Source organism: Virgibacillus oceani (assembly GCF_014638995.1).
GTDB lineage: Bacteria > Bacillota > Bacilli > Bacillales > Amphibacillaceae > Virgibacillus_E > Virgibacillus_E oceani.
The window spans coordinates 105466-128734 of the sequence record NZ_BMFR01000004.1 but is presented as its reverse complement, the minus strand read 5'-3'; the positions used below and the strand labels follow the sequence as shown (position 1 = coordinate 128734).

Here is a 23269-nt window from a genome sequence, read left to right as displayed (position 1 = left end):
TTATGACATTTACAGACATTCTACGTGAGGAAAATGATGATGTGTTCCAGAAAATCTTTAGCCATCCTTTTGTACAAGGAATTGGTAAGGGGGACGTACCAAAAGAGGCATTGGCCCATTATATTAAGGCAGATTATGAATATTTAAATGCATTTATGCACATTTATGGCGCTGCTATTTCAAAGTCAGGTAGTCGTGAGGATATTCAGTATTTCAATAATCAAATTGATTTTGTTTTAAATAGTGAAATACATCCACATAATAATTTTTGTAAACATATTGGTGCAAGCTATGAAGAATTACAAGGCTATCCGCTGCCTCCAACAGCCGATCATTATGTGAAGCACATGATGTACCATGCCCACATGGGAGGACTAGGTGAAATTACAGGTGCACTATTGCCATGCCCATGGACATATTTAGAAATCGGAAAGGAACTTGTGAAACTATACAAGCCAACTGTCAATCATCCTTTTTATCATTGGATTACATTTTATGCCAATGAGCAAGTAGAAGAGACAACCTTGCAAATGCGTAAAAGGCTGGATGATCTTGCATCTAAAGCAAGTGAAAAGGAACTAGAACAAATGAAGATTGCCTTTAGAAAAAGCTGTCAATTGGAGCTTGCGTTTTGGGAAATGGCATATACGTGTGAGGAATGGCCGGTTAGGGATTATGTGAAGGTGTGATAAATAAGGGTGTCTTCTATTATTGGAGACATCCTCTTTTTTAATCGGGATTAGGAAGGCGGGATATCGGCAGGAGAGCAAGAACATCGACAGGAGAGCAGGAATGCCAATTATGTCGAAACATGCTAAGCTATATATAAAAATTAAAAGAACTAGAGGTGTAACCATGTTGAAAAATACGAATGTATTTGATCTTGCTCAATCCGTAAAAGCAAAAGAACTTTCGCCTGTAGAAATTTTAGATTACTATCTTGAGCGTGTGGATAAATATAACCCAGGTTTAAATGCAATTGTCACATTAAATGAACATGCACTGGACGAAGCAAAGAAAGCTGAAGAGGCATTGCTAAGTGGGGAAAAGCTAGGTACACTTCACGGCATACCTGTTGCAATCAAGGATTTGACCCCTACGAACGGAATCAAGACAACTTTTGGTTCGAAAGCATTTGAAAATAATGTGCCAGATCGTGATGCAACAGTCGTTCAGCGTTTAAAGGAAGCTGGTGCGATTGTATTAGGTAAAACAAATACACCGGATTTTGGGCATAAAGGAACAACGGATAACTTAGTATTTGGCGCTACTAAAAACCCATGGAATGATAAGAAAACATCAGGTGGTTCAAGTGGGGGATCTGCCGCAGCGGTTGCAGCTGATTTGGTACCGTTTGCTGAGGGAAGTGATGGCGGTGGTTCCATTCGCATTCCAGCAAGCTTTTGCGGTGTGTATGGGTTTAAGCCTACGTATGGACGAATTCCAATGGACAATAACTTAGCAAACGTATTCGGTTCTAATAATCCGTTTGTAAATCATGGACCGCTAACTCGTTCCGTCAGAGATGCTGCATTATTTGTAGACGTGACACAAGGTTACAGTCCTACAGATCCGTATTCCTTGCCAACCATGAATGAAAAATTAATCGATCATATTGATGGTAGTCTGCAAGGCGTAAAGATCGCCTATACAAAGGATTTTGGCATGTATACAGTGGACCCGGAGGTTGAACACGTTTTGGATGAACAAGTGGCAAAATGGCGAGCGCTGGGCTGTGATGTGGAAGAAGTTTCAATGGATTTCGGCATGACACTGCACGAATTTCTTGGCTTTTTCAAAAACATGTGGTATGCGGCCGCCGCAGCGGGTGGGGCATCAATGCTTAAGAATCATCCCGAATGGCTGACCCCATCATATAGAACAATGATTGAGCGCGGATTTGCTGTAACGACAAGTGAATATATTAATTATCAAGAGAAGCGTTCGAAAGTGTGGAATGTTCTTCAGGACGTTTATAAAAAATATGATCTCATTATGTCCCCAGCGCTTGCTGTGCCACCATTTGATTATCACTTATTAGGACCAGAGACCATCAAAGGCAAGAAAATAGAGGCAGATTCTGACTGGATGATGACACATATTTATAATATGACTGGTCTTCCGGCAGCATCTATTCCCGCTGGTTTCACAAAAGATGGGCTGCCAATTGGTATGCAGCTAGCCGGCAATCGCTTTATGGACAGCCTTGTACTAAACGCAAGTCAAGAGTTTGAGAAATTAATCGGCGGGTTTGCTATGGTGGATTTGGAAACTGTTAGGACGAATGAAAATATAACTTCCCAGAAATACCTGTAAAATAATGGAGCCGAGATAATCCCCCGGCTCCTTAGTAAAAGTCAAACAAATTTCCAATCAATCTAAAAAAACCTCTTCCAATCCATATAATTAAACGAAAAGGCAGGAGCAGCAATTCTGGAATCCATAGCAATATATCTGCTAATAGGTCCCAGAAAGATGATGGCTCTTGCTTATGCTTCTTTCGTTTTTCACGCCATCTTCCCAACAGATTCACTCCAATTCATCTTAGAAAATGCCAATTCTAAATAACCCCCTCACGAATCATTGCATCGCCAACTTTTATAAAGCCGGCAATATTGGCACCATAAACTAAATTCCCGGGATGCCCGTATGCTTCAGCAGCGTTAATACTTTCTCGATAGATGTTATGCATGATTTCGTGCAGCTTTGCATCAACTTTTTCAAATGACCAGGCTAACCTCATACTATTTTGTGCCATTTCTAACGCTGATACTGCTACACCACCTGCATTTGCTGCCTTGGATGGTCCAAATAATATATGGCTTTCATTAAACAAATCCATTGCATTTTGATTTGACGGCATATTGGCACCTTCAGCAATAGCCTTCACACCATTATTGATTAAAAGTTTAGCAGCGTTTTCATCGATTTCATTCTGGGTAGCACATGGTAAAGCAATATCACATGGAATTGTCCAAATATCTCCACAGTTTTCATTGAACAGTGCCCCTGGGTGTTCCGCGGCATATGCAGATATTACAGATTCCTCGTCCAGTTTCAGACGCTTAATCGTGTCCAGGTCAATTCCTTTTTCATCATAAATGTAACCAGTCGAGTCGCTGCATGCCACTACTTTAGCGCCAAATTGCATAGCTTTCTCCATTGCATAAATAGCTACATTTCCGGCACCAGAAACGATTACCCTGCTTCCGTTAAAACTAAATCCATGATCCTGCAGCATTTCATTGACAAAATATACTAATCCATATCCAGTTGCTTCGGTTCTGGCTAAGCTTCCGCCAAAACGATCCCCTTTTCCGGTAAGTACGCCAGCCTCATAGCCGCCTTGCATGCGCTTATATTGCCCGAACATAAAGCCTATTTCTCTAGCCCCGACTCCAATATCACCAGCCGGTATATCAATATTTGGTCCGATATAATTAGAAAGCTCAGTCATATAACTCTGCGTGAAGCGCATGATTTCATTGGTCGATTTTCCTTTTGGGTTAAAGTCTGCACCGCCTTTACCACCGCCAATCGGCTGTCCAGTTAATGCATTTTTGAAAATCTGTTCAAATCCAAGGAATTTTATAATACTTGTATTAACTGTAGGGTGAAATCGGGTACCACCTTTATATGGTCCGATGCTGCTGTTGAATTGAACGCGAAACCCCCTGTTAACCTGTACCTTGCCACTGTCATCAACCCATGGAACGCGGAATGTAATCAGTCGTTCAGGCTCGGATATTCGTTCCAGTATGCCATTTTTAATATATTTTGGATGTTTTGCGATTGCGGGTAATAAAGAGGTGAATATTCGTTTGACGGCCTGCAAAAATTCGGGCTCGCCAGGATTTCTGCTTTCCACCGTTTTATATACGGCATTAACATAATCTATAGCCAATTGTGAGGAATCATCTTTTGTTTGTTGCGTTGTAATCATAGTTTACCCCTTTCTAATTAGATGTATAAAAGGTGTTTCTTACTATCGTTATAAGTGAATTTTTATTATAAGTAAACATTTTACAGAATTATCGCAAAAAAATCAATGGAATATATAAAATAATTAGATGATTCAGTCTGGACGTTCCAGATACAATAAAAAAACAGCCGAATGCACTGCAAGGCTGAATTTTTTAATAGGAAAGTGATCAGCAAACATACTCCGCCAAAACACGCTGTACCTTATATATATTCAATTGTTTATTAAATGTCTTTTCAAGAGGAACATCCATCCCGGAAATCCATATTTTCAGTTCTGCTTCTAAATCAAATGTCCCGGCTGTTTCGATCGAAAAGTGTGTAATATTTTTGTATGGAATAGAATGATAATCGACTTTTTTTCCCGTCATCCCTTGTTTGTCTACAAGAATGAGCCGCTTGTTCGTGAATACCATTAGGTCACGAATTAGCTTATATGCATGTTCTGCATGCTCAGTTGGGGCAAGCAATTCGGCAAGTTCGCTTTCAGCCTTATCTGTGTCAATTTCGGATGCATTTCCCATCATACCGTCAAACATACCCATGAAAATTACCTCCTTTATTATGCTTACATTATAACAAATTGGAAGACATGGTGCCTTGATCAAAAACCCGATTATTAAACCGGATAATAAAACAACATTACTGCCGATACTCATGGCTGCATACTATAAAAATCCAATACGGAGTACAGTCGTCATAAATAAAAGAGGCTTTTGCCTTGTAATCTGTTAAACTTAAGAGGCATTAAATTTCAAGTAGGTGTAACAAATGGATTCAATCATTGTGTTTTCAATTATTATTTTGTTTGCCACGATACTGCAAACGAGCACGGGCTTTGGGTTTTCAATTATGGCTACGCCGTTTTTGCTGTTAATCTTTGAACCGAGGGAAGCGATTCAGATTAATTTAATCGCATCGCTGGTTATTTCGTGTGCACTAATTGCGAAAATAAGAAAAGACATTGACGCAGATATCTTGAAGCGGTTTATTTTAGGGAGTTTACCGGGATTACCTATAGGGATCACAATTTTTTTAATGATGGATATGACAATACTCAAGCTTGGCATTAGTATATTAATCTTAGCTTTAACGATTTTATTAATCCTAAACTTCCGGATAAATCAAACTGGGAAAAGGGATTTTTCGATAGGAGCATTATCTGGTGCCTTTACGACTAGTATAGGCATGCCCGGTCCACCGATTCTGCTTTACTTTTCAGGCACAGGTGCATCAAAGGAAAAGCTGCGAGGTACTACATTAGCATTTTACTTGTTTATTTATTTTGTAAGCCTGCTTGTTCAAATTATATTCGCAGGAACTACGGTAGAGATTTGGAAATCAAGTGCTATGGCATTACCGCTTGTTATAATTGGATTATTTCTAGGACAATTGCTGTTTAAACATATTAACCAACAGATTTTTCGTTACATAACATATCTATTATTGTTGTTTACAGGGATATATTTGTTGCTTCAGCAGATTTAGGAATATTGTAGGATTTGTACGAATGTTCATTCTTAATGGGAGGAATAAGTGTTATACTGTAAGAGATAATGTTCTTTTAGGGACGGGTCGGCTAACCCTTTTGACTAAAGGGGGTGATGCTTCCTGAGCATGTATGAAGTGATGACGGTTCTGATTGGGTTCGGTACCTTTTTGATTGCATTGCTCGCATTGATCATAACGATGATCAATAAAAAATAGACCCCCCTATTAGCCCTGATAAGTTATTAGGGTGAGGTCTATTCGCTTAGAATGGCCGATCCCGACTTTGGGGAACCGCTTATCAAAGGACCGCAGTTGCTGCTGCGGTCTTTTATTATTATTTTTATTCACGTAAAGTATACCACATTCCTGCCCCGCTGAAAACAGTACCTTCTTATTTTACTCGCCCAAATGCTTCCGCTGAAAACCTGCAATATTTTCATATTCATCCTGAAGCATGCGTGATAGCCGAATATAGATCGGTAAAAGCTCGCGATATATAGTTGCAGTTTCTTCATTGGGATAATGTGTATTCGTATTTCCGACCATTTCAGAAACAATCGTAAGGTCATCAATTTCTCCCACTGCGTACATACCTAGTACAACTGCACCAAGACATGAACTTTCATAGCTTTCCGGGACAATTACCGGTTTATCAAAGATGTCAGTCATTAATTGACGCCACATTTTTGAACGGGCAAAGCCTCCCGTTGCTTGAATTCGTTTTGGTTCTCCAGTTAATTCCTCAAGTGCGAGGAGTACAGTGTATAAATTGTAAATGGTTCCCTCCAGCACTGCCCTGATCATGTGCTGTTTCTTATGATGAATACTTAATCCGAAAAACGATCCACGTGCATTGGCGTCCCATAACGGTGCTCGTTCCCCAGTCATATAAGGGTGGAAAATTAACCCATCTGATCCGGGATTTACACCAGAAGCAATTTTCGTTAATACATCGTATGGGTCAATGTCCAACCGTTTAGCAGTTTCTACCTCTGCTGCTGCAAATTCATCCCGAAGCCAGCGCAGAATAATTCCGCCATTGTTAACGGGTCCGCCAATAACCCAATGATTCTCAGTAAGTGCATAGCAGAAAATTCTTCCCTTTGGATCTGTTTTTGGCTCATTGTATACCGTGCGAATCGCCCCGCTAGTTCCAATTGTAACGGCAATTACCCCTGGTTCAATTGCATTTACGCCTAAGTTGGAAAGTACACCATCACTGGCACCGATAATAAATGGCGTATCACTCTCGATACCCATGAAATCACTATGTACTTTTTTAACCCCAATTAATTGGTATGTTGTTGGAACAATTTTGGAAAGCTTGTTAGGGGAAATTCCTGCAAGCTGTAAGGCACCTTTATCCCAATCCAGTGATTTTAAGTTAAATAAACCTGTGGCAGATGCAATGGAATAATCTACAACGTATCTTCCAAACAATTTATGAAAAACATATTCCTTAATTGAAATGAACTTCGCTGTGTCCTTAAAAATTTCAGGTTTTTCCGCTTGCATCCATACTAATTTGGAAAGTGGGGACATGGCATGAATAGGCGTTCCTGTCCGTAAATAAATCTCATGACCATCATGTTCCTCCTTGATTTTTTTAGCGTATGCAGCACTTCTTGTATCTGCCCACGTAATGCTGTTTGTTAATAAATCCCCATTCCTGTCAACTGCAATTAAACTGTGCATAGCGGAACTGAATGAAATAAAGTTTAATTGGGCTGCGTCAATACCGCTTTTGCGTATTGTTTCCCGAATAGTTCCAAGAACAGCATCGAAAATTTCAATTGGGTCTTGTTCGGCTACAAGTGGATTTGGGGTATGTAATGGGTAATTAATCGTATGATTTGCTGTTACTTTGCCGTTTTTTGTATATAAAACAGCTTTTGTGCTTGTTGTTCCAATATCCACACCTAAGTAGTATGATTTCTGTGTCATTATTTCCCCTCCTGTGATCTTAGCTGTTTTTTTATGGAATTAGATTGAGCTAAAATGAAGTATTTTCATTAATTTATCCATACTAGTGTGTGGTTATCCAAATAGGGACAAGGCACATATACCCTGTCCCGCCATTTGAAATTAAAGTTAGATAAATATACTGACAATCAACGACATTCCGAATCCAACGAATGCTATGATTGTTTCCATTACTGTCCAGGACTTCAGTGTATCTTTCTCAGACATCCCTAGAAAGCGGTTAACTAGCCAGAAGCCAGAATCATTCACATGAGAAGCGATTGTAGCTCCTGAAGCAATTGTAATAACCAATAATGCAAGAATTGGACCTTCAAGACCAAGTGTACTGATTACCGGTGTGATCAAACTTGCCGCTGTAACCATTGCAACCGTAGCTGAGCCTTGGGCTATTCTTACTGCTGAAGCAACAAGGAATGCAAATACAAGTATTGGAATGTTTAGATTTGTCATGGTATCAGCGATTACATCACCGATACCAGTTTCGACTAATACTTGACCGAAAACGCCACCAGCACCCGTAATCAAAATAATAATACCTGCAGGCTCTAATGATTTAGTGGCAATTTCCTGAATTTCTGATTTTGAGTAGCCCCGTCGTGTTCCCAATAGATAAAATGTCAGTATGGCCGTAATTGTAAGTGCCACCCCAGGGTTACCAATAAATGTTAATGCAGTCCTTATTCCACTGCCTTCACCAAATAATGCACTGGCAAATGTATTAAGCAGGATCAGGAATAATGGTAACAATATTAAAGAGGCAATCATTTTGAAGCTTGGCAATTCTTTATCATATTGTTTGCCCCTTGCTTCTTCCGCCATATTCATTAGCATTTCTTTTGGCACCTCTACATGAATCTTCTTGGAAATATACGTACCAAAAATCGGACCGGCAATAATGGCAGCTGGAATACCTGCAATTAGACCAAACAGGATAACCCATCCTATATTAGCATCTAGTAATGAAGCAACCGCTATTGGTCCTGGAGTAGGCGGAACAAAACTGTGTGTTACGGCTAATCCGGCAAGCAATGGAATAGCAAAGTACAGTAATGACTTTTTAGTTTTCTGTGCTAAACTGTATAAAATAGGTACTAAAATTACAAATGCAACATCAAGAAATACTGGAATCGATATGATGAAACCAGTTAGCATCAGTGCCCAATTGACACGCTTTTCGCCAAATTTATCCATCAGCGTCATCGCAAGCCGCTCTGCACCGCCGGACACTTTCAAAATTTCGCCAAACATGGCACCGACACCAATAATGACGGCAATCTCAGCTACCGTACCACCCATACCATCATTGACAGCCTGCAATACTTTCTCCGGGCTCATTCCAGATAATAGACCGATAATGTAACTGACTACAAGCAATGCGATGAATGCCTGCAATTTTGTTCGTATGACAAGGAATAACAATAATGCTACCCCAAATACCGCAAGTAAAACTAATCCAAATGTAGACATAAAAATTTCTCTCCCTCCGTTTGTTTAAATCGCTTATTTATTCAGATGAAAGCACAAGATTACCATTCTGCAACAGTTCCATCTTTATGCCGCCAAACAGGGTTCTTCCACTGGTGCCCAGTTTCAGCAGCCGTCTTAACCTTTTCTTCATTAATTTCGATACCAAGGCCAGCTCCATTAGGTATTTTTATGGCCCCATCCTTGTATTCAAATACCTTAGGATTTATCAGATAGTCTAAAAGATCGCTGCCCTGATTGTAATGGATGCCAAGACTTTGCTCCTGAATAATACAGTTTGGCGTACATGCATCCAGCTGGAGTGATGCGGCAAGATTGATTGGACCAAGTGGTGCATGTGGTGCGACCGCTACATCAAAAGTTTCTGCCATTGCTGCAATCTTTTTCGCTTCAAGGATTCCGCCTGTATGCGACAAGTCAGGCTGGATAATATCTACAACCCCATCTGTCAGCATTTGCTTAAAGCCCCAGCGAGTATAGTTGCGTTCGCCTGCTGCAATAGGTGTTGCTGTATGACTGGCAATATCCCGGAATGCTTCAAGATTTTCAGCAAGAACCGGTTCTTCGATAAACATTGGTCGGTATGGTTCAAGCTCTTTAACTAATATCTTGGCCATTGCCTTATGCACGCGGCCATGAAAATCGATTCCAATTCCAAAATCATTACCTGTTGCCTCACGTATAGCAGCAACCCTGCTGACAGCTGCATCGATTTTCGAATAACTATCGATATAATTCATTTCTTCGGTTCCATTCATTTTAATAGCGGTGAATCCGGCTTCTTGCTTTTCTTTTGCAGCCGCTCCAACATCTTGCGGACGGTCCCCGCCAATCCAAGAATAAACCTGTATTTCGTCTCGAACTGCCCCGCCAAGCATTTCATATACCGGCATATTATAAAATTTTCCTTTGATATCCCAGAGCGCCTGCTCAATGCCGGATATGGCACTCATCAGGATTGGACCGCCACGATAAAATCCACCGCGATATAAAACCTGGAAATGATCTTCAATGTTACGTGGATCTTTACCAATTAAATAATCCATCAGTTCCGTAACACATGCCAAAACCGTATGGGCGCGGCCTTCGACGATTGGCTCTCCCCAACCGCTAATGCCCTCATCCGTTTCGATTTTTAGAAATAACCAGCGCGGTTGTATCTGATAGAGCTTAAAATCAGTAATCTTCATCGTTACACATCCTTTATTTCATCAACAAATTGCTTCGATTTTTCAGTTATCTTATGCAGCATAGCCTCATCTGCAGGCTGTCTCGCATTAACCAATGAACTGCCTAATCCTGCAGCAACCGCACCATTACTGAAATACTGTTTTACATTCGTCAGGTCTACGCCGCCAGTTGGCATTAATGGAATATGAGGCAGCGGACCATGAATATCTTTTATATAGGATGGCCCCATAACACTAGCTGGGAACACTTTAATAATGTCCGCACCATGCTCATATGCTGTTAAGATTTCAGTCGGTGTCATCGCCCCTGGGATACTAACCGCGCCATACCGCTTCGTCATTTTAATTGTTTCCACATTAACGGTAGGTGAAAAGATGAACTGTGCACCCGCCATTATTGCTGCCCTGGCTGATTCCGGATCTAAAACGGTACCTGCCCCGACGATCATTTGACCGTTAAATGATTCATGGAGATTTCTGATAACCATATCAACTTTTGGTGTGTCCATCGTTATTTCCATGATGCGGATCCCGCCATTATGGAGTGCCTCTGCAATAGGTGCGATAGTCTCAGGCTGCGCTCCACGTATAACAGCAACCAGCTTATTGTCGATGATGTTTTGCAATGTTTCGTTCATATAATTAACCTCCTTATCGTTCGACATCATCCTTCATCCTGTTATTCATAAAATGGAGAAGTCTGTCTCTTTCCGGTAACCCTTCGACATCGCCATCTGCCATCGTCACCATTGCGCCAACAGCATTACCCCTGCTAACGGATTGTTCTAGGTCCTTTCCATCAAGCAGTCCGGAAAGAAGTCCTGCTGAGAATGCATCTCCAGCTCCAATTGGATCGACTACTTGGGAAACTGGAAACCCCTTTACATATTGCTGAGTTTCCTTTGAGGAGAAATATGCGCCATCCTTGCCTAATTTCATGACAACAACGGAAGCACCATTATCTAAAAAGCGTTGAGCTAAGTCTTCTACTTCTAATTTGCCGAATAAAAATTGTGCCTCGTCAACACCTGGAAGAACGATATCAGCCTTTGATGCAAGTTCAAGGAGTACCTTTTTTGCTTCCTCATCAGACCATAACTTTCTCCTTAAGTTAGGGTCGAACACTATTTTTACCCCGTTTTTTTTTGCATAATCAATTGCGGTTAAAGCGGTTTCATAGCAGCTTGAACTAAGTGCTGGTGTAATTCCTGTCACATGGAGGTATTTGGCATCAGCAATATATAATTCATCCACATCTGCTGTATTCATACGACTTGCAGCTGAGTCAGCGCGATAATATTTGACCCTCCACTCGTCACAAGCAAGCTTTTCCTTGAAAAAAAGACCAGTATTCGCTGAATCGTCAAATGTTACCCTGCTGACATCAACACCCTCACCACGGATAAATGCATAGATTTTTTTGCCGAATTCATCATTGCCGAGACGACTGATCCATCCAGTTTGATGTCCGAGCCTTGCAAGACCAATCGCAACATTCGATTCTGCACCTGCAACCTTTGTGGAAAAACTGTCCGCATAGCGCATGAGTCCGGTACTATGCGGTGTAAGCAGTACCATTGTTTCCCCTAACGTAATAACATCCATTACGATATCACCTTCTAAATTTACAATGTTTTAGGACAGAAGGATCTTAAGCAGTCTGTCCTGCTAAAGTTTCAGCTTTTGTTTTATTTTTTCAGCACATCGTGTCCGCCAAATTCATTCCGTAATGCTGCAACAACCTTACCTGAAAACGTATCATCCTCAAGTGAACGGTAACGCATCATCAATGAAAGTGCGATAACCGGTGCGGCAGCTTGCAAATCAAGTGCAGTTTCTACTGTCCATTTACCCTCACCGGAGGAATTCATTACACCGCGTATTTCGGTAAGCTTTGCGTCCTTTGAGAAGGCGTTTTCAATTAGTTCCATAAGCCACGATCGAATAACAGACCCGTTATTCCAAACTTTGGCGACGTTTTTATAGTCATAATCGAATTCGCTTTTATTCAAGATATCAAAGCCCTCAGCAATGGATTGCATCATACCGTATTCGATACCGTTATGAACCATTTTTAGAAAGTGGCCACTGCCGGTTTTTCCAGTATAAAGATAGCCATTTTCTACGGTTACATCTTTAAAAAGCTGTTCGATCTCGGCAAATTTTTCCTTGTCACCGCCGATCATCGTACAAGCACCCTGTCTCGCACCATCTGTACCACCGCTTGTACCGCAATCAAAGAAATAGATTCCTTTTTCCTTTAAAGCATCACCGCGGCGAAGTGTATCCTTATAATTAGAATTGCCTCCATCGATTAGCATATCTTCTGCCCCAAGTAATGGCGCTAATTCATTGATAACAGCCTCCGTGATGTCGCCAGCTGGAACCATCAGCCATATTTTCCTTGGCTTTGAAAGACTTTTTACAAGGTCTTTCAAGGAATTTGCCAGTGTAAAGCTTTTGTTGCTAACGCTTTCAGCAGCTGCCGAATTATTATCGTAACCAACAACTTCATGGTCGTGGTCCATTAAGTTTAATGCTAAGTTAAGACCCATTTTCCCTAGGCCAACCATTCCTATTTTCATGATGTCCTCCTCGCAATAGAAGAATATTTTTTCATTTGAAAATCATTATATCAAATATTTTTCCATTTACAATGTTTTTAAACGAATTTTTTTCATATATAATAAAGCTATCAACAAAAATATAAGGGGAAACTGCCAATGGATACTCAGAAACAACACGGTTTAGCCAGCATACGAAGTAATTACGGGAAATTCAGTTTGAAAGAAAAGAAAATTGCAGATTATATTTTACATAATCCCCAAAATATCATTCATCATACTATCAATCAGGTGTCAGACGACCTGGGGGTTGCAGAGTCAACAGTGTTTCGTTTTTGCCAGCGTATTGGCTTCAAAGGATATCAAGCACTTAAGATTGCTTTGGCTGCAGAAATTGTTACACCAATGAAGGATATTCATGAAAAAATAAATGAAGGAGATAGCATTGGGACCGTTTCCGAAAAAGTATTCCGGTCAAATATGAAAACGATTGAGGATACATTGCACATTCTAGATGGAAACGCGATTGAACAAGCTGTCCAAACGATATTAGAGGCAGAAAGGGTTGAATTCTTTGGAAGTGGTGGATCTGCACTGGTTGCATTGGATGCTTACCATAAATTTATTCGCAGCGGAATTCAGGTGAGTTCCAATCTGGATTCCCATATGCAGCTCATGTCAGCATCACAATTAACGGACAAAGATGCTGCGGTACTGATTTCACACTCGGGGTCTACAAAAGACATGCTGGATGTCCTTCAGGTGTTAAAAGAGAAAGGCGTAAAGACAATTGCCATCACAAATTTCGCAAAATCACCTTTGACAAAGGAAGCAGACATTTCACTATATACGGTAGCGGAAGAAACAGATTTTCGCTCAGAGGCACTGTCATCAAGAATCGGGCAACTAAGTATTATTGATGCCTTGTATACAAATGTGATGATTGCAAGGAACGAGAATGGAAAAGAAGCATTGCAAAATATGCGGAAAGCGATCTCGTTGAAGCGGCTGTAGCCAATATTATTGAATGAACCTTCCTTTTGGGAGGTTTTTTATTATATATTTCAGTTTAATGTTTCAAACTAATTCTGAATTGCTGTCACTTTCTGGGAAAAACCGGCAATACGATCCATTCTGCATGAAATACGATCCGAATTGAATGAAATACGATCCGCTGACATTTTCAAGCATAACCATTCCAATTCACCATCCACTCATGTATAATACATTTCGAGTATCGAAAGAAAGGGCGGCATATGTATGAGTACACAATCGAATACACAATCAGCAGCTATTCCAGATAAAATTTGGACACGCGATTTTGTCCTTGTTTGTCTGGCTAATTTTTTTATATTTCTTGGTTTCCAAATGACATTGCCGACACTTCCGCTTTTTGTAGAGGAGTTGGGTGGCAGTGATCAATTAATCGGTATTATTGTAGGTATTTTTACATTTTCTGCATTACTTCTTAGACCGTATGCAGGGCATTCACTGGAATCAAGAGGACGGCAATTTGTCTATATGCTGGGGCTTTTGATTTTTGTTATATCTGTCGGTTCCTTTGCATTCATTACAAGTATTGCATTTTTATTTATTATGCGTGTGGTACAAGGTGTTGGATGGGGGTTTTCGACAACGGCAACCGGGACAATTGCAACAGACATCATTCCCCCTAAACGGCGTGGTGAGGGGATGGGATATTTCGGCCTTTCTGGTAATCTAGCACTTGCTTTTGGTCCGTCTCTTGGTTTAACGCTAGTTGGTGTTCTGTCATTTAAAGAACTATTTTTAATTTGTGGAGCATTGGGGTTGGTAGCATTTTTGCTGTCAACAAAAATTCGTTATAAAAAGGTAGAACAATCACCGGATAAAACGGTTACCGTTAAGTTCGATATATTTGAAAAAACAGCCATACAACCAGCAGTTCTATTGTTTTTCATAACGGTAACATTTGGCGGGATTGCTTCTTTTCTTCCTTTATATGCTGCGGAAAAGGGAATTGAGGGAATCGAACTTTATTTCCTTGTATATGCATTATTTTTGATGATCTCCAGAACGTTTGCCGGGAAGATTTACGATATGAAAGGTCATGAGTATGTGTTTATACCAGGTACACTGGCAATTTTTATCGCGATGATTTTGTTATCCTGGTTACCTAATATGTCTGTCATGCTTGTTGCAGCAGCTTTGTATGGGCTTGGATTCGGAAGTGTACAGCCGGCACTGCAGGCATGGTCGGTTGACAAAGCCCCGGACAATCGAAAAGGGATGGCCAATGCAACGTTTTTTTCCTTTTTTGATTTAGGTGTTGGGATTGGCGCGATTACCTTTGGTCAGCTAGCATTCATGTTTGATTACAGTGTGATCTATGCAACGGCGGCAGGATCAGTAATGGTTTCGATTATATTGTATGTATTTTTATTACTAAAGGCACGAAAAAATGCTGCTTCTCAGTAGTAAAATGCAGGCGAAAGGTATGGACTGTTCACGGGTTTTGGCTGTAGATCATCTGTACCTGCCTAAGTTTACCTATACTTTTGGATTTACTCTATCAAAAAAACAAGAGCCTGGGACAAAAGTGTTTAACCAAAATAAAATCCGAACATAGTTGGTGATACATACCGCTACGGAAATACACTACGCTTCCCGCGGGCGCTCTGAGCCTACTCCGAGTATCGCTCTACGTAGACTCACTTAGGCTTTTCATCCCGCAGAAGTCCCCGTGTATTTCCTTCGCTAGTATGGTGAAATGTTCGGTTTCGGATTAAACAATTTAGTTATGTCCCAGCCTCTTTTAGACATTACAGGCAAGCTGCTCTTTATGCAGAATGTCGTATTGTACCGTTTAGTAAACGTTAATCGGTATTGATATTCTGTCGATTATACTTCTTTCGGCAATACAATCCGCTTATACATCTGTACAGTAATCCAATAATAAATACCATAGATCACAATGAAAATGCTGATTGGAATCCAAATTTTCAAATATGGTTCGATAATAATGAACGAAAACATCTGCATTCCCACGATAACATGGACAAGTCCGACCAATGCCGGGAAAAGGAAAAGCAAGAACAATTCCCTGTAAATAGATTTAACCAGCAACGACTTCCTTACACCAATTTTTCGCAGCATACTGTATCGGTGAATATCCGAAGCAGCGCTGGATAATAGCTTAAACATTAACACACTTGCCATCATCATTAAAAATGCAACACCCAGGAAGAATCCCATAAAAATTGTTCCGCTTGCTATCGCTTTGAAAGCTATATAATTGCTGTACTTAGTATTACCTGCATTTTCAACATCGTCATCTCGATACGTTTCAGCTAGCTCAAGCTGATTTTGGTTGATTATTTCCAGCTGCGGAAGATAGTTCTTAAAGTCGTCAACAGTTGCTAAAATGACTTGCTGTTCATCACTCACTATATTCTGATATTCGGAAGTGCCATAGACATAAATATCTTTTGCGCCAAATAGTTGATAGCTTGCATTCATTTCTGTACGAATGGCTGTGGACCATAATTCAGGCAAGCGATTGGCATCATTTTCTCCATATAGCATATAGTTATCTTCAGGCAAAGATTCTTCAACCCGGGTAGTTTCCGGTAATTCAAATGTCTCATCGGAATGTTTAATTAATGGTGGATTCACAAGCAAATCTTTTTTAAGAAAATAAACACCGTCTCCGTCTACTTTGTAGTGGTAAACATTTTTCTCTGTGACATTCATTTCCGCCAACGCTTCCGTATCTTCCTTGCTAGGCTGGTGAATGACCACATCATTTGCATGAAACGTTGATGCTTGTTTTTCGATGTTATGATAAAAAGAGATACCTGCTGTCATTGCACCTAGCCCTAGAGCAACTAGCATAGCGACAGTTCCGAGTACCTTTGTTAAGTTCAGCATGCGAAATCGTAATTGACCAAGCGTAAATGAATTAATTCCTTTTTCATTAAGTGTACGGTTTTGTTTTAACCTTTTTACAAAATAAGGGAGAAACGCGATAAAAACTAAATACGTTCCGATAATAATCGTTACAGCAGCTAAAATCAAACCAAGCTGCATGAAACGTGCTATATTAACCATCGCATAATACCCGACGCCAATTAGTATGACGGCTAAAAGAACTCCAAAAAACGTTCTACTTCCTTTTGTTTTAACAAAATCCTGTTTTTGTTCAGCGTGAAGCAGGGATAGAACACTCTTCCTGCTAATTTTCCAAGCGTTTACGATGGAAGTCAATAAAAATAAAATGATATAAAATATGACTGTTGTAATAATGGAAGAAAGGTAGAATGACTGGAATCCTTCTCCATTAAAATCTAACTGCCACATGAATAGCTCGGCAATGCCTTTAGCTAATCCGAATCCTATAACAAGACCGACTACTAACGAAATAAGTCCAATAAAAAAGGTTTCAAAAAACATGAGCTGGGTAATTTTATGCTTTTTAGCTCCCAGAGTCATGTACATTCCCATTTCCTTTTGACGTAATGTAAGCATAAACGATGTTGCATAGAATATATAAAAGACTGTAATGGCGCCTAAAATAAATGTTCCAACGTGAAAAACAAATACAATCGAGCTGATCATACTGTTTGCTTCAATAAATGTTTTGTTTTGTGCCAGTGTTTCAAACATATAGAATATCGCGATTGAAATCGTTAGACCGAATAATAATACGAGATAATCTTTGAATCGTTTGCGCATGCTGGAAAATGATAATTTTAGTAACATCTGAATTCCTCCTTTCTACTCTGCAAAATCTGCCAGCACATCGAGAATTTGATGGTGGAATTCGCTTCTTGAACCATCGCGATGAATTTCTTTGTATAGAGAACCATCATGAATAAACAAAATTCGTTCACAATAGCTTGCACTTAGTGGGTCGTGTGTCACCATCATAATGGACACATCGTGATTTTCGTTTAAATGCACCATTGCGTCCATTAAACTCTTTGCACTTTTGGAATCAAGCGCACCGGTCGGTTCATCCGCTAAAATAATTGCTGGTTCATGAACCAATGCTCTGGCTGCAGCAGCACGTTGCTTTTGTCCGCCTGAAACGGTAACAGGATATTTTTCTAAAATAGTTTCGATACCAAGCTTCTTCGCTACTTCAACAACACTTGGCTTTATCTTTCGTGATGGAACACCTTGTAATGAAAGCGGTAATGCGATATTTTCATAGATTGTTAAGTTCTCAAGCAAATTAAAATCCTGGAATATAAAGCCTAGCTGCTCTGAACGAAAGTCTGCCAGCTGCCCCTGTTTCATGGATGTAATGTTGGTACCAGCGATTTCTATTGTTCCATCTGTTGGTTTATCTAATGTGGATATTACATTTAGCAGCGTTGTTTTACCGGCGCCGGACGGTCCCATAATTCCAACAAATTCACCTGCTTTAATATCAAATGTAACCCCGCTTAGTGCGTGGTATTGGTTTTCATTTCGTTTGCCAAATACTTTATGAATGTCCTTAACGTTTACGACAGTCTGATTCATCATGCATACCTCCAAATTTCTAATCTATTGCTAGTGTATCCCTTTCAGCATTAATCTAGTATTTGTTTATCTTTCAGTATCCTTACAGTTTTGTAAGATTAGAATGGATGGCAGGACTTCGCTTAGGGGCATGTATATTTTTTTACGTATTTCCCAAACCTAATAGAAGGATTTTTAGTTTAAAAACGTGCTAGACTCGTATAAAATAAAAGAAATAGAGAAGATAGAAGGTAGGTTTAAAGTGTTTTGAAAAGCATTCGTGATGCAAATCTAAAAAAATTGTTTCCATCTATCGTATATAAACGCGGGTTAGACTATTACAAGGATGGTCGTGTAAGTGATCTCCTATATGATATAAATTACAATGTATGGACGGCTGCAGTTCATGGGACGGAGCGTTACTTTGTGGAAATTAATATGAACGACCTGTCAAAAGGATCGGTTGATGCATATTGTGATTGTCCCGCCTTTGATACATACCGTTCATGTAAGCATATCGTTGCTACCCTAATTGGAATTGCCAGAAAGGAACAGATAGATTATCCGATTGACACAGCCTTTGACTATCAAACTACGAAACGATTGATTGATTCCATGACCTCCTTACAGCAGCAGCCGGACACAGCTGAAATTCTGCCGCAAAAGGTACCATTGCATGTGGAATACTATTGTAAATGGTCATATGATCGTAAACTATTAATTGAATTGAAAACAGGAGAAAAAAGATGTTTTGTTGTAAAGGATGCTTACACCTTTTTAGAGGATGTACTGAACGGGCAGGAGCATTATTTTACGAAAACATTTACCTATAATCCGGAAAGTCATTATTTTCTAAAACAGGATATGGATATTTTTGAATTGCTGTATTCCATTCTTCAAAATGAGCAGCTGTACTTTGATCGGACATTTGTGGAGTTTCGTGGGCAATTCTCTCAGGATCGGTCTATTGTTATTCCGGCACTTCTTGTGAAAACATTGCTGGAGAAGCTTGTTCAGCGTGATTTTACTGTGGAATCGGAAGGGAAAACCTTTGATGAAGCAGATATTGTCAGTGACAGTCTGCCATACCAATTTTCCTTAACGAAAAATGAGAACAATGAACTTGTATTAACAAATGAAATGGCTCAGATGATATATTTCAAGACCTATCGCATGTTGTTTTCATCAGGAATATTTTATTTTCCAACGAAGGAACAACTGCCGATTATCGAGCAAATCAGTAAATTAGGTATGGAAAATAAGCAATTGCCCATTTCTGGTAAACAAGCAGATGTGTTCATTTCTGAGGTACTGCCTTCTTTGAAAAAGGTTGGCGATGTGCAAATATCAGATAAAGTAGCAGAAGAGATTATTCAGGTTCCATTAAGGGCAAAGCTTTACCTTGATGTAAAAGCTGATTGGATTGTTGGTAAATTAGAGTACCATTATGGGGAATATCAAATCGATCCATTTAACGGCCGGGAAAAAGATGAAGTTATCATAATTAGGGATACGGCAAAAGAACAGCAGATTATGCGTTTAATTGAGCATGCTAATTTCCATTATAATGGGAAGGATCTGTATATAGACGCGGATGAAGACGAATTATATGAGTTTTTATATGATACATTACCACTGTTGGATTCGTATGTTGAGTTATTTTTAACGTCCGAAATTCGCAGCTATATTGTGGAAAATGAACCAATTCCATCAACAAGTGTACGGCTTGAATCATCGTCTAATTTGCTGGAAATAGGCTTTAATATTGATGGTATTGCTGATTCGGAGATTAACTCGGTGCTAAACGCAGTAATGGAAAAAAAGCGGTATTACCGATTGCAAAGTGGTGCATTGCTTTCACTAGAAGGGGAAGAGTTTACTTCCATTAAACAGTTTTTCAATGACCTGGACATAAAGAAATCTGACATGAACGATGGAAATGTGCAAATGCCAGTTTACCGCGGGGCACAAATTGATGAATTAATTGACACGAAAAAGAATTATGATCCGTCGTTTCGAAAGCTGCTGCATCAATTGAAATCACCGGAGGACCAGGTCTATCCATTGCCAAAAGGCTTGAACGCAACCTTAAGAAATTATCAAAAAACTGGTTACCAATGGTTTAAGTCATTAAGTGCTTATCATTTAGGCGGGATTTTGGCTGACGACATGGGCCTAGGGAAAACGTTACAGTCAATTGCATACATGCTTTCTGAAGCAAACGATACACCGCACTTAATTGTTGCGCCATCATCTGTTTTATATAATTGGAAAAATGAATGTGAAAAATTTGCCCCAGGGCTAAAGGTCGCCATTCTTACGGGAACCCCATTGGAACGGCAGCAGAAGATCCGCGAATTAACTGATCTGGACGTTTGGATAACATCGTATGCGACATTGAGACAGGATATTGAATTATACGATGGGTTGGTGTTTCATACATTGATTTTAGATGAAGCACAGTATATTAAAAACTATGCAACGAAAACTTCCCAGGCGATCCGTAAAATTAATGCTAAAAAGCGGTTCGCATTAAGTGGAACGCCAATTGAGAATGCTATTGATGAATTGTGGGCAATTTTTCAGGTGATTTTGCCCGGTCTTATGCCCAATCAACGTAACTTCAGGCAATTGACCAATGAGAAAATAGCGGCAATAACTAAGCCATTTATTTTACGGCGGGTAAAACAAGATGTGCTAAAAGAGCTTCCAGATAAAATTGAATCCGTTCATGTATCTGAGTTAACAAAATCGCAAAAGGAACTGTACCTGGGCTATTTGCGTGAATTACAGCAAGAAGCAGCACAATCGATGAAAGATAGTAATTTTAATAAAAACCGGATGAAGATATTGGCTGGCCTGACAAGATTACGGCAAATTTGCTGCCATCCAGCGTTATTCATTGAAAATTACGTGGGCAAGTCAGGTAAATTAGAACAGCTATTAGAAACAGTTCGCAATGCCGTTGATAGTGGTAAGCGGATGTTGATTTTCTCTCAGTTTACAAGTATGCATGAGATTATTATTGGCAAACTTGAGGAGGAGGGCATAGGATATTTTTATTTAAATGGTTCAACACCTTCACAGGAACGCGTGCAAATGAGTGATCGTTTTAACAATGGTGAAAAAAGTGTATTTCTCATTTCACTTAAAGCCGGTGGAACGGGACTCAATTTAACAGGGGCCGATACTGTTATCTTGTACGATTTGTGGTGGAATCCCGCAGTTGAAGATCAGGCAACAGGCAGGGCACACCGTTTTGGACAGAAAAATGTAGTTCAGGTTATCCGTCTTATTACAGAAGGAACAATTGAAGAAAAAATTTATGAGCTTCAGCAGCGGAAACGGGAGCTGATTGATCAGGTCATCCAGCCAGGAGAGACAATGTTGTCTAGTTTAACGGAGGATGATGTAAGGGAATTGTTAAGTTTGTAAGGAAATCTGAATTTGTTTACGATTTTAGTGTAACGGGAATAAATTTAGTATATAATATAAAGTATATTCTGTACTTTCAGAAAGGGGTAGATTGAATTGAGGAAAGTCATAAGGGGCTTCAGCAAATTTATCGTTGCAAACGCAGCAGTAGTACTAGCAATTTTACTTCTACCGGTATTTTTAGTAACAGATGATGTTTCTATTTTTGAAAGTATCATGAATTTTTTGTTTGATAATAGAAGTTAGCATGAGAATATCCCTGATTTAGGGGTATTTTTTTGTCCATAAAAAAAAGCCAGAGGGGTGAAATTTGAATTTCTGACCTCTGACCTCTTGTCTGTGAACTCTCTGTCATACCGATATTTGGAACAGCTTCCTTGGCCGTCCTTTTTGATAAGGCTTTTCTTCCCCGACAACCTTAATGACATCTCCTGATAGAAGCTTATAAACTGTACGTTCAGCACTGCGTTTGGTCACACGATAATATTTCGCAATATCATTCGCTGAAAATGGCTCATTGTTACGCAGTTTAATAAAGTCAATAAAGTTATATGATAATTCATTGTTTAAGTTAGCTTTATGAATAAGTGCATGGTATAGCTGTGATGTATCAAAGTGCTTTTCTACTCCAAGAGGTCCAATTGTTTCCTGGCGTTCGTTAACAATGTAACAATTGCTGCTTTCGGTTCGATTACACGCCTCAAGAGCGAGTTTTGCATTATCCTCAGCTTGTTTTGCTGTTAAGCCTAATCCGAAACCAATATCAACGGAGATGGTTAAAGAACGCTCGATTTCCTGCAAAAGCGGAAAGTCCCGATAATGATTTGTAATATGATTTAAAATACCGTGAGTACCAAACAAAACGAATTGATTATCACCGTTAGTAAGGACAGATGAATAGGTTTTATGACCGAATTTCAGCAAAATTTGGTGTAACTTTAGCAACAGTTCTTGTGAAGTGAGCTCGCCTTTATGTGAAATAAGAGAATCAAAGTTTTTAATACGGACAAATCCGGATACGATCTGCGCACTTTTGCTATGATTCAGTTTCGCGATTGATTTTGCCTGTTCAATTGCGCGTTCCACATTAATTTGCGGAATTTGCATACAGCTTGTTGGAATGCCTTTTTCCTTTAGACGTTGCTCAACCTCTTCAATGGAAGTTAGACAATAGTCAATTTTTCCATCACTCCATAGGTTTTGATGGTAGGCAACAATCAGATCAATATCTAAAACCTTATCATCACCGTAACTATATGTATAGATGGTATGCTCCTGCATATCCAGTTCGTTGACAACCTTGTCTACATGAGCCCTATCCAGGACATCAATAGAAATTCGGTCTAAAGCCTGGTTGTGATAGTTTTTTAATCGATAAAAAGAAGTAAGAATCATATATTCATCAAAAGCTACTTGAACTGCAGGAAGACGTTTTTTATTGATCTTTTCCTTCGCATATAAATAGGGAAGTGCCCCAGCGAATAAATAAATATCGCACATAAAAGCTGTTTCCATTAATTCAATTGTATCCTTTGTCTTCGTATAAATAAATGGAACAATTTCTATATCATCCTGGTCTTCCACATAATGGTTCAGCCGGCTGATTAATTCTTTTCTTCCGAATACAGCAATCTTAATTTTCACCATAAAAAC

20 protein-coding genes are annotated in these 23269 nt (G+C 39.6%); 8 read left to right on the top strand and 12 right to left on the bottom strand.

What is annotated here, in order from left to right; all coding sequences use genetic code 11:
* Nucleotides 1-2: 2 nt before the first annotated feature.
* Nucleotides 3-689, top strand: a complete 687-nt coding sequence (gene tenA / locus IEV74_RS07460) for a thiaminase II (RefSeq protein ID WP_188454742.1) — start codon at nucleotides 3-5, stop codon at nucleotides 687-689.
* Nucleotides 690-792: 103 nt separating this feature from the next.
* A complete protein-coding gene (locus IEV74_RS07455; RefSeq protein ID WP_188454741.1) occupies nucleotides 793-2316 on the top strand; it encodes an amidase in 1524 nt (507 codons plus the stop codon).
* A gap of 31 nt (nucleotides 2317-2347) precedes the next feature.
* Here IEV74_RS07455 and IEV74_RS07450 read toward each other — a convergent pair whose 3' ends face one another.
* The 3 genes from IEV74_RS07450 to IEV74_RS07440 all read right to left on the bottom strand — a co-directional run bounded on the left by IEV74_RS07450 (nucleotide 2348) and on the right by IEV74_RS07440 (nucleotide 4526).
* Nucleotides 2348-2524 carry a hypothetical protein gene (locus IEV74_RS07450; RefSeq protein ID WP_229683088.1) on the bottom strand — a complete coding sequence of 59 codons (177 nt, stop codon included), beginning with the start codon at nucleotides 2522-2524 and terminating at the stop codon, nucleotides 2348-2350.
* Between the two features lie 36 nt (nucleotides 2525-2560).
* A complete protein-coding gene (gene gdhA, locus IEV74_RS07445; RefSeq protein WP_188454739.1) occupies nucleotides 2561-3943 on the bottom strand; it encodes an NADP-specific glutamate dehydrogenase in 1383 nt (460 codons plus the stop codon).
* A 208-nt stretch (nucleotides 3944-4151) separates the two neighbouring features.
* Nucleotides 4152-4526 (bottom strand): PH domain-containing protein, encoded by a 375-nt coding sequence (locus tag IEV74_RS07440; RefSeq protein ID WP_188454738.1) that lies wholly within the window; start codon nucleotides 4524-4526, stop codon nucleotides 4152-4154.
* A 226-nt stretch (nucleotides 4527-4752) separates the two neighbouring features.
* Here IEV74_RS07440 and IEV74_RS07435 point away from each other — a divergent pair, with 226 nt between their 5' ends.
* Both IEV74_RS07435 and IEV74_RS07430 read left to right on the top strand, forming a co-directional pair.
* On the top strand, nucleotides 4753-5469 hold the full coding sequence (locus IEV74_RS07435) for a sulfite exporter TauE/SafE family protein (RefSeq protein WP_188454737.1): 717 nt from the start codon (nucleotides 4753-4755) through the stop codon (nucleotides 5467-5469).
* 129 nt (nucleotides 5470-5598) lie between these two features.
* Nucleotides 5599-5688: a putative holin-like toxin gene (locus IEV74_RS07430; protein ID WP_188454736.1), complete on the top strand. Its 90-nt coding sequence runs from the start codon at nucleotides 5599-5601 to the stop codon at nucleotides 5686-5688.
* Between the two features lie 180 nt (nucleotides 5689-5868).
* On the opposite strand, the gene gntK is transcribed toward IEV74_RS07430, so the two are convergent.
* From gntK to gnd, 6 genes are all read right to left on the bottom strand, one after another.
* Complete coding sequence (gene gntK, locus IEV74_RS07425) at nucleotides 5869-7416, bottom strand: gluconokinase (protein ID WP_188454735.1); 1548 nt, start codon at nucleotides 7414-7416, stop codon at nucleotides 5869-5871.
* A 147-nt stretch (nucleotides 7417-7563) separates the two neighbouring features.
* Nucleotides 7564-8922, bottom strand: a complete 1359-nt coding sequence (locus IEV74_RS07420; protein WP_188454734.1) for a GntP family permease — start codon at nucleotides 8920-8922, stop codon at nucleotides 7564-7566.
* A 59-nt stretch (nucleotides 8923-8981) separates the two neighbouring features.
* Nucleotides 8982-10130: a galactonate dehydratase gene (gene dgoD / locus IEV74_RS07415; RefSeq protein WP_188454733.1), complete on the bottom strand. Its 1149-nt coding sequence runs from the start codon at nucleotides 10128-10130 to the stop codon at nucleotides 8982-8984.
* Nucleotides 10131-10132: 2 nt separating this feature from the next.
* Nucleotides 10133-10768 carry a bifunctional 4-hydroxy-2-oxoglutarate aldolase/2-dehydro-3-deoxy-phosphogluconate aldolase gene (locus IEV74_RS07410; protein WP_188454732.1) on the bottom strand — a complete coding sequence of 212 codons (636 nt, stop codon included), beginning with the start codon at nucleotides 10766-10768 and terminating at the stop codon, nucleotides 10133-10135.
* 13 nt (nucleotides 10769-10781) lie between these two features.
* Nucleotides 10782-11735, bottom strand: a complete 954-nt coding sequence (locus IEV74_RS07405) for a sugar kinase (RefSeq protein ID WP_188454731.1) — start codon at nucleotides 11733-11735, stop codon at nucleotides 10782-10784.
* Between the two features lie 83 nt (nucleotides 11736-11818).
* Nucleotides 11819-12715: a phosphogluconate dehydrogenase (NAD(+)-dependent, decarboxylating) gene (gnd, locus tag IEV74_RS07400; RefSeq protein ID WP_188454730.1), complete on the bottom strand. Its 897-nt coding sequence runs from the start codon at nucleotides 12713-12715 to the stop codon at nucleotides 11819-11821.
* Nucleotides 12716-12853: 138 nt separating this feature from the next.
* On the opposite strand from gnd, the gene IEV74_RS07395 reads away from it, so the two are divergent.
* On the top strand, nucleotides 12854-13708 hold the full coding sequence (locus IEV74_RS07395) for a MurR/RpiR family transcriptional regulator (protein ID WP_188454729.1): 855 nt from the start codon (nucleotides 12854-12856) through the stop codon (nucleotides 13706-13708).
* A gap of 246 nt (nucleotides 13709-13954) precedes the next feature.
* Nucleotides 13955-15151 (top strand): MFS transporter, encoded by a 1197-nt coding sequence (locus IEV74_RS07390; RefSeq protein ID WP_188454728.1) that lies wholly within the window; start codon nucleotides 13955-13957, stop codon nucleotides 15149-15151.
* Between the two features lie 423 nt (nucleotides 15152-15574).
* Here IEV74_RS07390 and IEV74_RS07385 read toward each other — a convergent pair whose 3' ends face one another.
* Together IEV74_RS07385 and IEV74_RS07380 are read right to left on the bottom strand one after the other, a co-directional pair.
* Nucleotides 15575-17434 carry an ABC transporter permease gene (locus IEV74_RS07385; RefSeq protein ID WP_188454727.1) on the bottom strand — a complete coding sequence of 620 codons (1860 nt, stop codon included), beginning with the start codon at nucleotides 17432-17434 and terminating at the stop codon, nucleotides 15575-15577.
* Between the two features lie 15 nt (nucleotides 17435-17449).
* Complete coding sequence (locus tag IEV74_RS07380; protein WP_188454726.1) at nucleotides 17450-18202, bottom strand: ABC transporter ATP-binding protein; 753 nt, start codon at nucleotides 18200-18202, stop codon at nucleotides 17450-17452.
* A gap of 246 nt (nucleotides 18203-18448) precedes the next feature.
* Between IEV74_RS07380 and IEV74_RS07375 the strand changes: the two genes are divergently transcribed.
* Both IEV74_RS07375 and IEV74_RS07370 read left to right on the top strand, forming a co-directional pair.
* On the top strand, nucleotides 18449-21616 hold the full coding sequence (locus tag IEV74_RS07375) for a DEAD/DEAH box helicase (protein ID WP_188454725.1): 3168 nt from the start codon (nucleotides 18449-18451) through the stop codon (nucleotides 21614-21616).
* A gap of 96 nt (nucleotides 21617-21712) precedes the next feature.
* Nucleotides 21713-21862, top strand: a complete 150-nt coding sequence (locus IEV74_RS07370; RefSeq protein ID WP_188454868.1) for a hypothetical protein — start codon at nucleotides 21713-21715, stop codon at nucleotides 21860-21862.
* Between the two features lie 105 nt (nucleotides 21863-21967).
* On the opposite strand, the gene IEV74_RS07365 is transcribed toward IEV74_RS07370, so the two are convergent.
* On the bottom strand, nucleotides 21968-23263 hold the full coding sequence (locus tag IEV74_RS07365) for a hypothetical protein (RefSeq protein ID WP_229683087.1): 1296 nt from the start codon (nucleotides 23261-23263) through the stop codon (nucleotides 21968-21970).
* Nucleotides 23264-23269 lie beyond the last annotated feature (6 nt).

Coding starts and splice junctions, on each gene's coding strand:
- IEV74_RS07440 (WP_188454738.1), bottom strand. CDS start 4,526: ATGGGTATGTTTGACGGTATGATGGGAAATGCATCCGAAATTGACACA.
- dgoD (WP_188454733.1), bottom strand. CDS start 10,130: ATGAAGATTACTGATTTTAAGCTCTATCAGATACAACCGCGCTGGTTA.
- IEV74_RS07395 (WP_188454729.1), top strand. CDS start 12,854: ATGGATACTCAGAAACAACACGGTTTAGCCAGCATACGAAGTAATTAC.
- IEV74_RS07410 (WP_188454732.1), bottom strand. CDS start 10,768: ATGAACGAAACATTGCAAAACATCATCGACAATAAGCTGGTTGCTGTT.
- gnd (WP_188454730.1), bottom strand. CDS start 12,715: ATGAAAATAGGAATGGTTGGCCTAGGGAAAATGGGTCTTAACTTAGCA.
- gdhA (WP_188454739.1), bottom strand. CDS start 3,943: ATGATTACAACGCAACAAACAAAAGATGATTCCTCACAATTGGCTATA.
- tenA (WP_188454742.1), top strand. CDS start 3: ATGACATTTACAGACATTCTACGTGAGGAAAATGATGATGTGTTCCAG.
- IEV74_RS07405 (WP_188454731.1), bottom strand. CDS start 11,735: ATGGATGTTATTACGTTAGGGGAAACAATGGTACTGCTTACACCGCAT.
- gntK (WP_188454735.1), bottom strand. CDS start 7,416: ATGACACAGAAATCATACTACTTAGGTGTGGATATTGGAACAACAAGC.
- IEV74_RS07430 (WP_188454736.1), top strand. CDS start 5,599: ATGTATGAAGTGATGACGGTTCTGATTGGGTTCGGTACCTTTTTGATT.
- IEV74_RS07390 (WP_188454728.1), top strand. CDS start 13,955: ATGAGTACACAATCGAATACACAATCAGCAGCTATTCCAGATAAAATT.
- IEV74_RS07420 (WP_188454734.1), bottom strand. CDS start 8,922: ATGTCTACATTTGGATTAGTTTTACTTGCGGTATTTGGGGTAGCATTA.
- IEV74_RS07455 (WP_188454741.1), top strand. CDS start 793: ATGCCAATTATGTCGAAACATGCTAAGCTATATATAAAAATTAAAAGA.
- IEV74_RS07380 (WP_188454726.1), bottom strand. CDS start 18,202: ATGAATCAGACTGTCGTAAACGTTAAGGACATTCATAAAGTATTTGGC.
- IEV74_RS07435 (WP_188454737.1), top strand. CDS start 4,753: ATGGATTCAATCATTGTGTTTTCAATTATTATTTTGTTTGCCACGATA.
- IEV74_RS07385 (WP_188454727.1), bottom strand. CDS start 17,434: ATGTTACTAAAATTATCATTTTCCAGCATGCGCAAACGATTCAAAGAT.
- IEV74_RS07365 (WP_229683087.1), bottom strand. CDS start 23,263: ATGGTGAAAATTAAGATTGCTGTATTCGGAAGAAAAGAATTAATCAGC.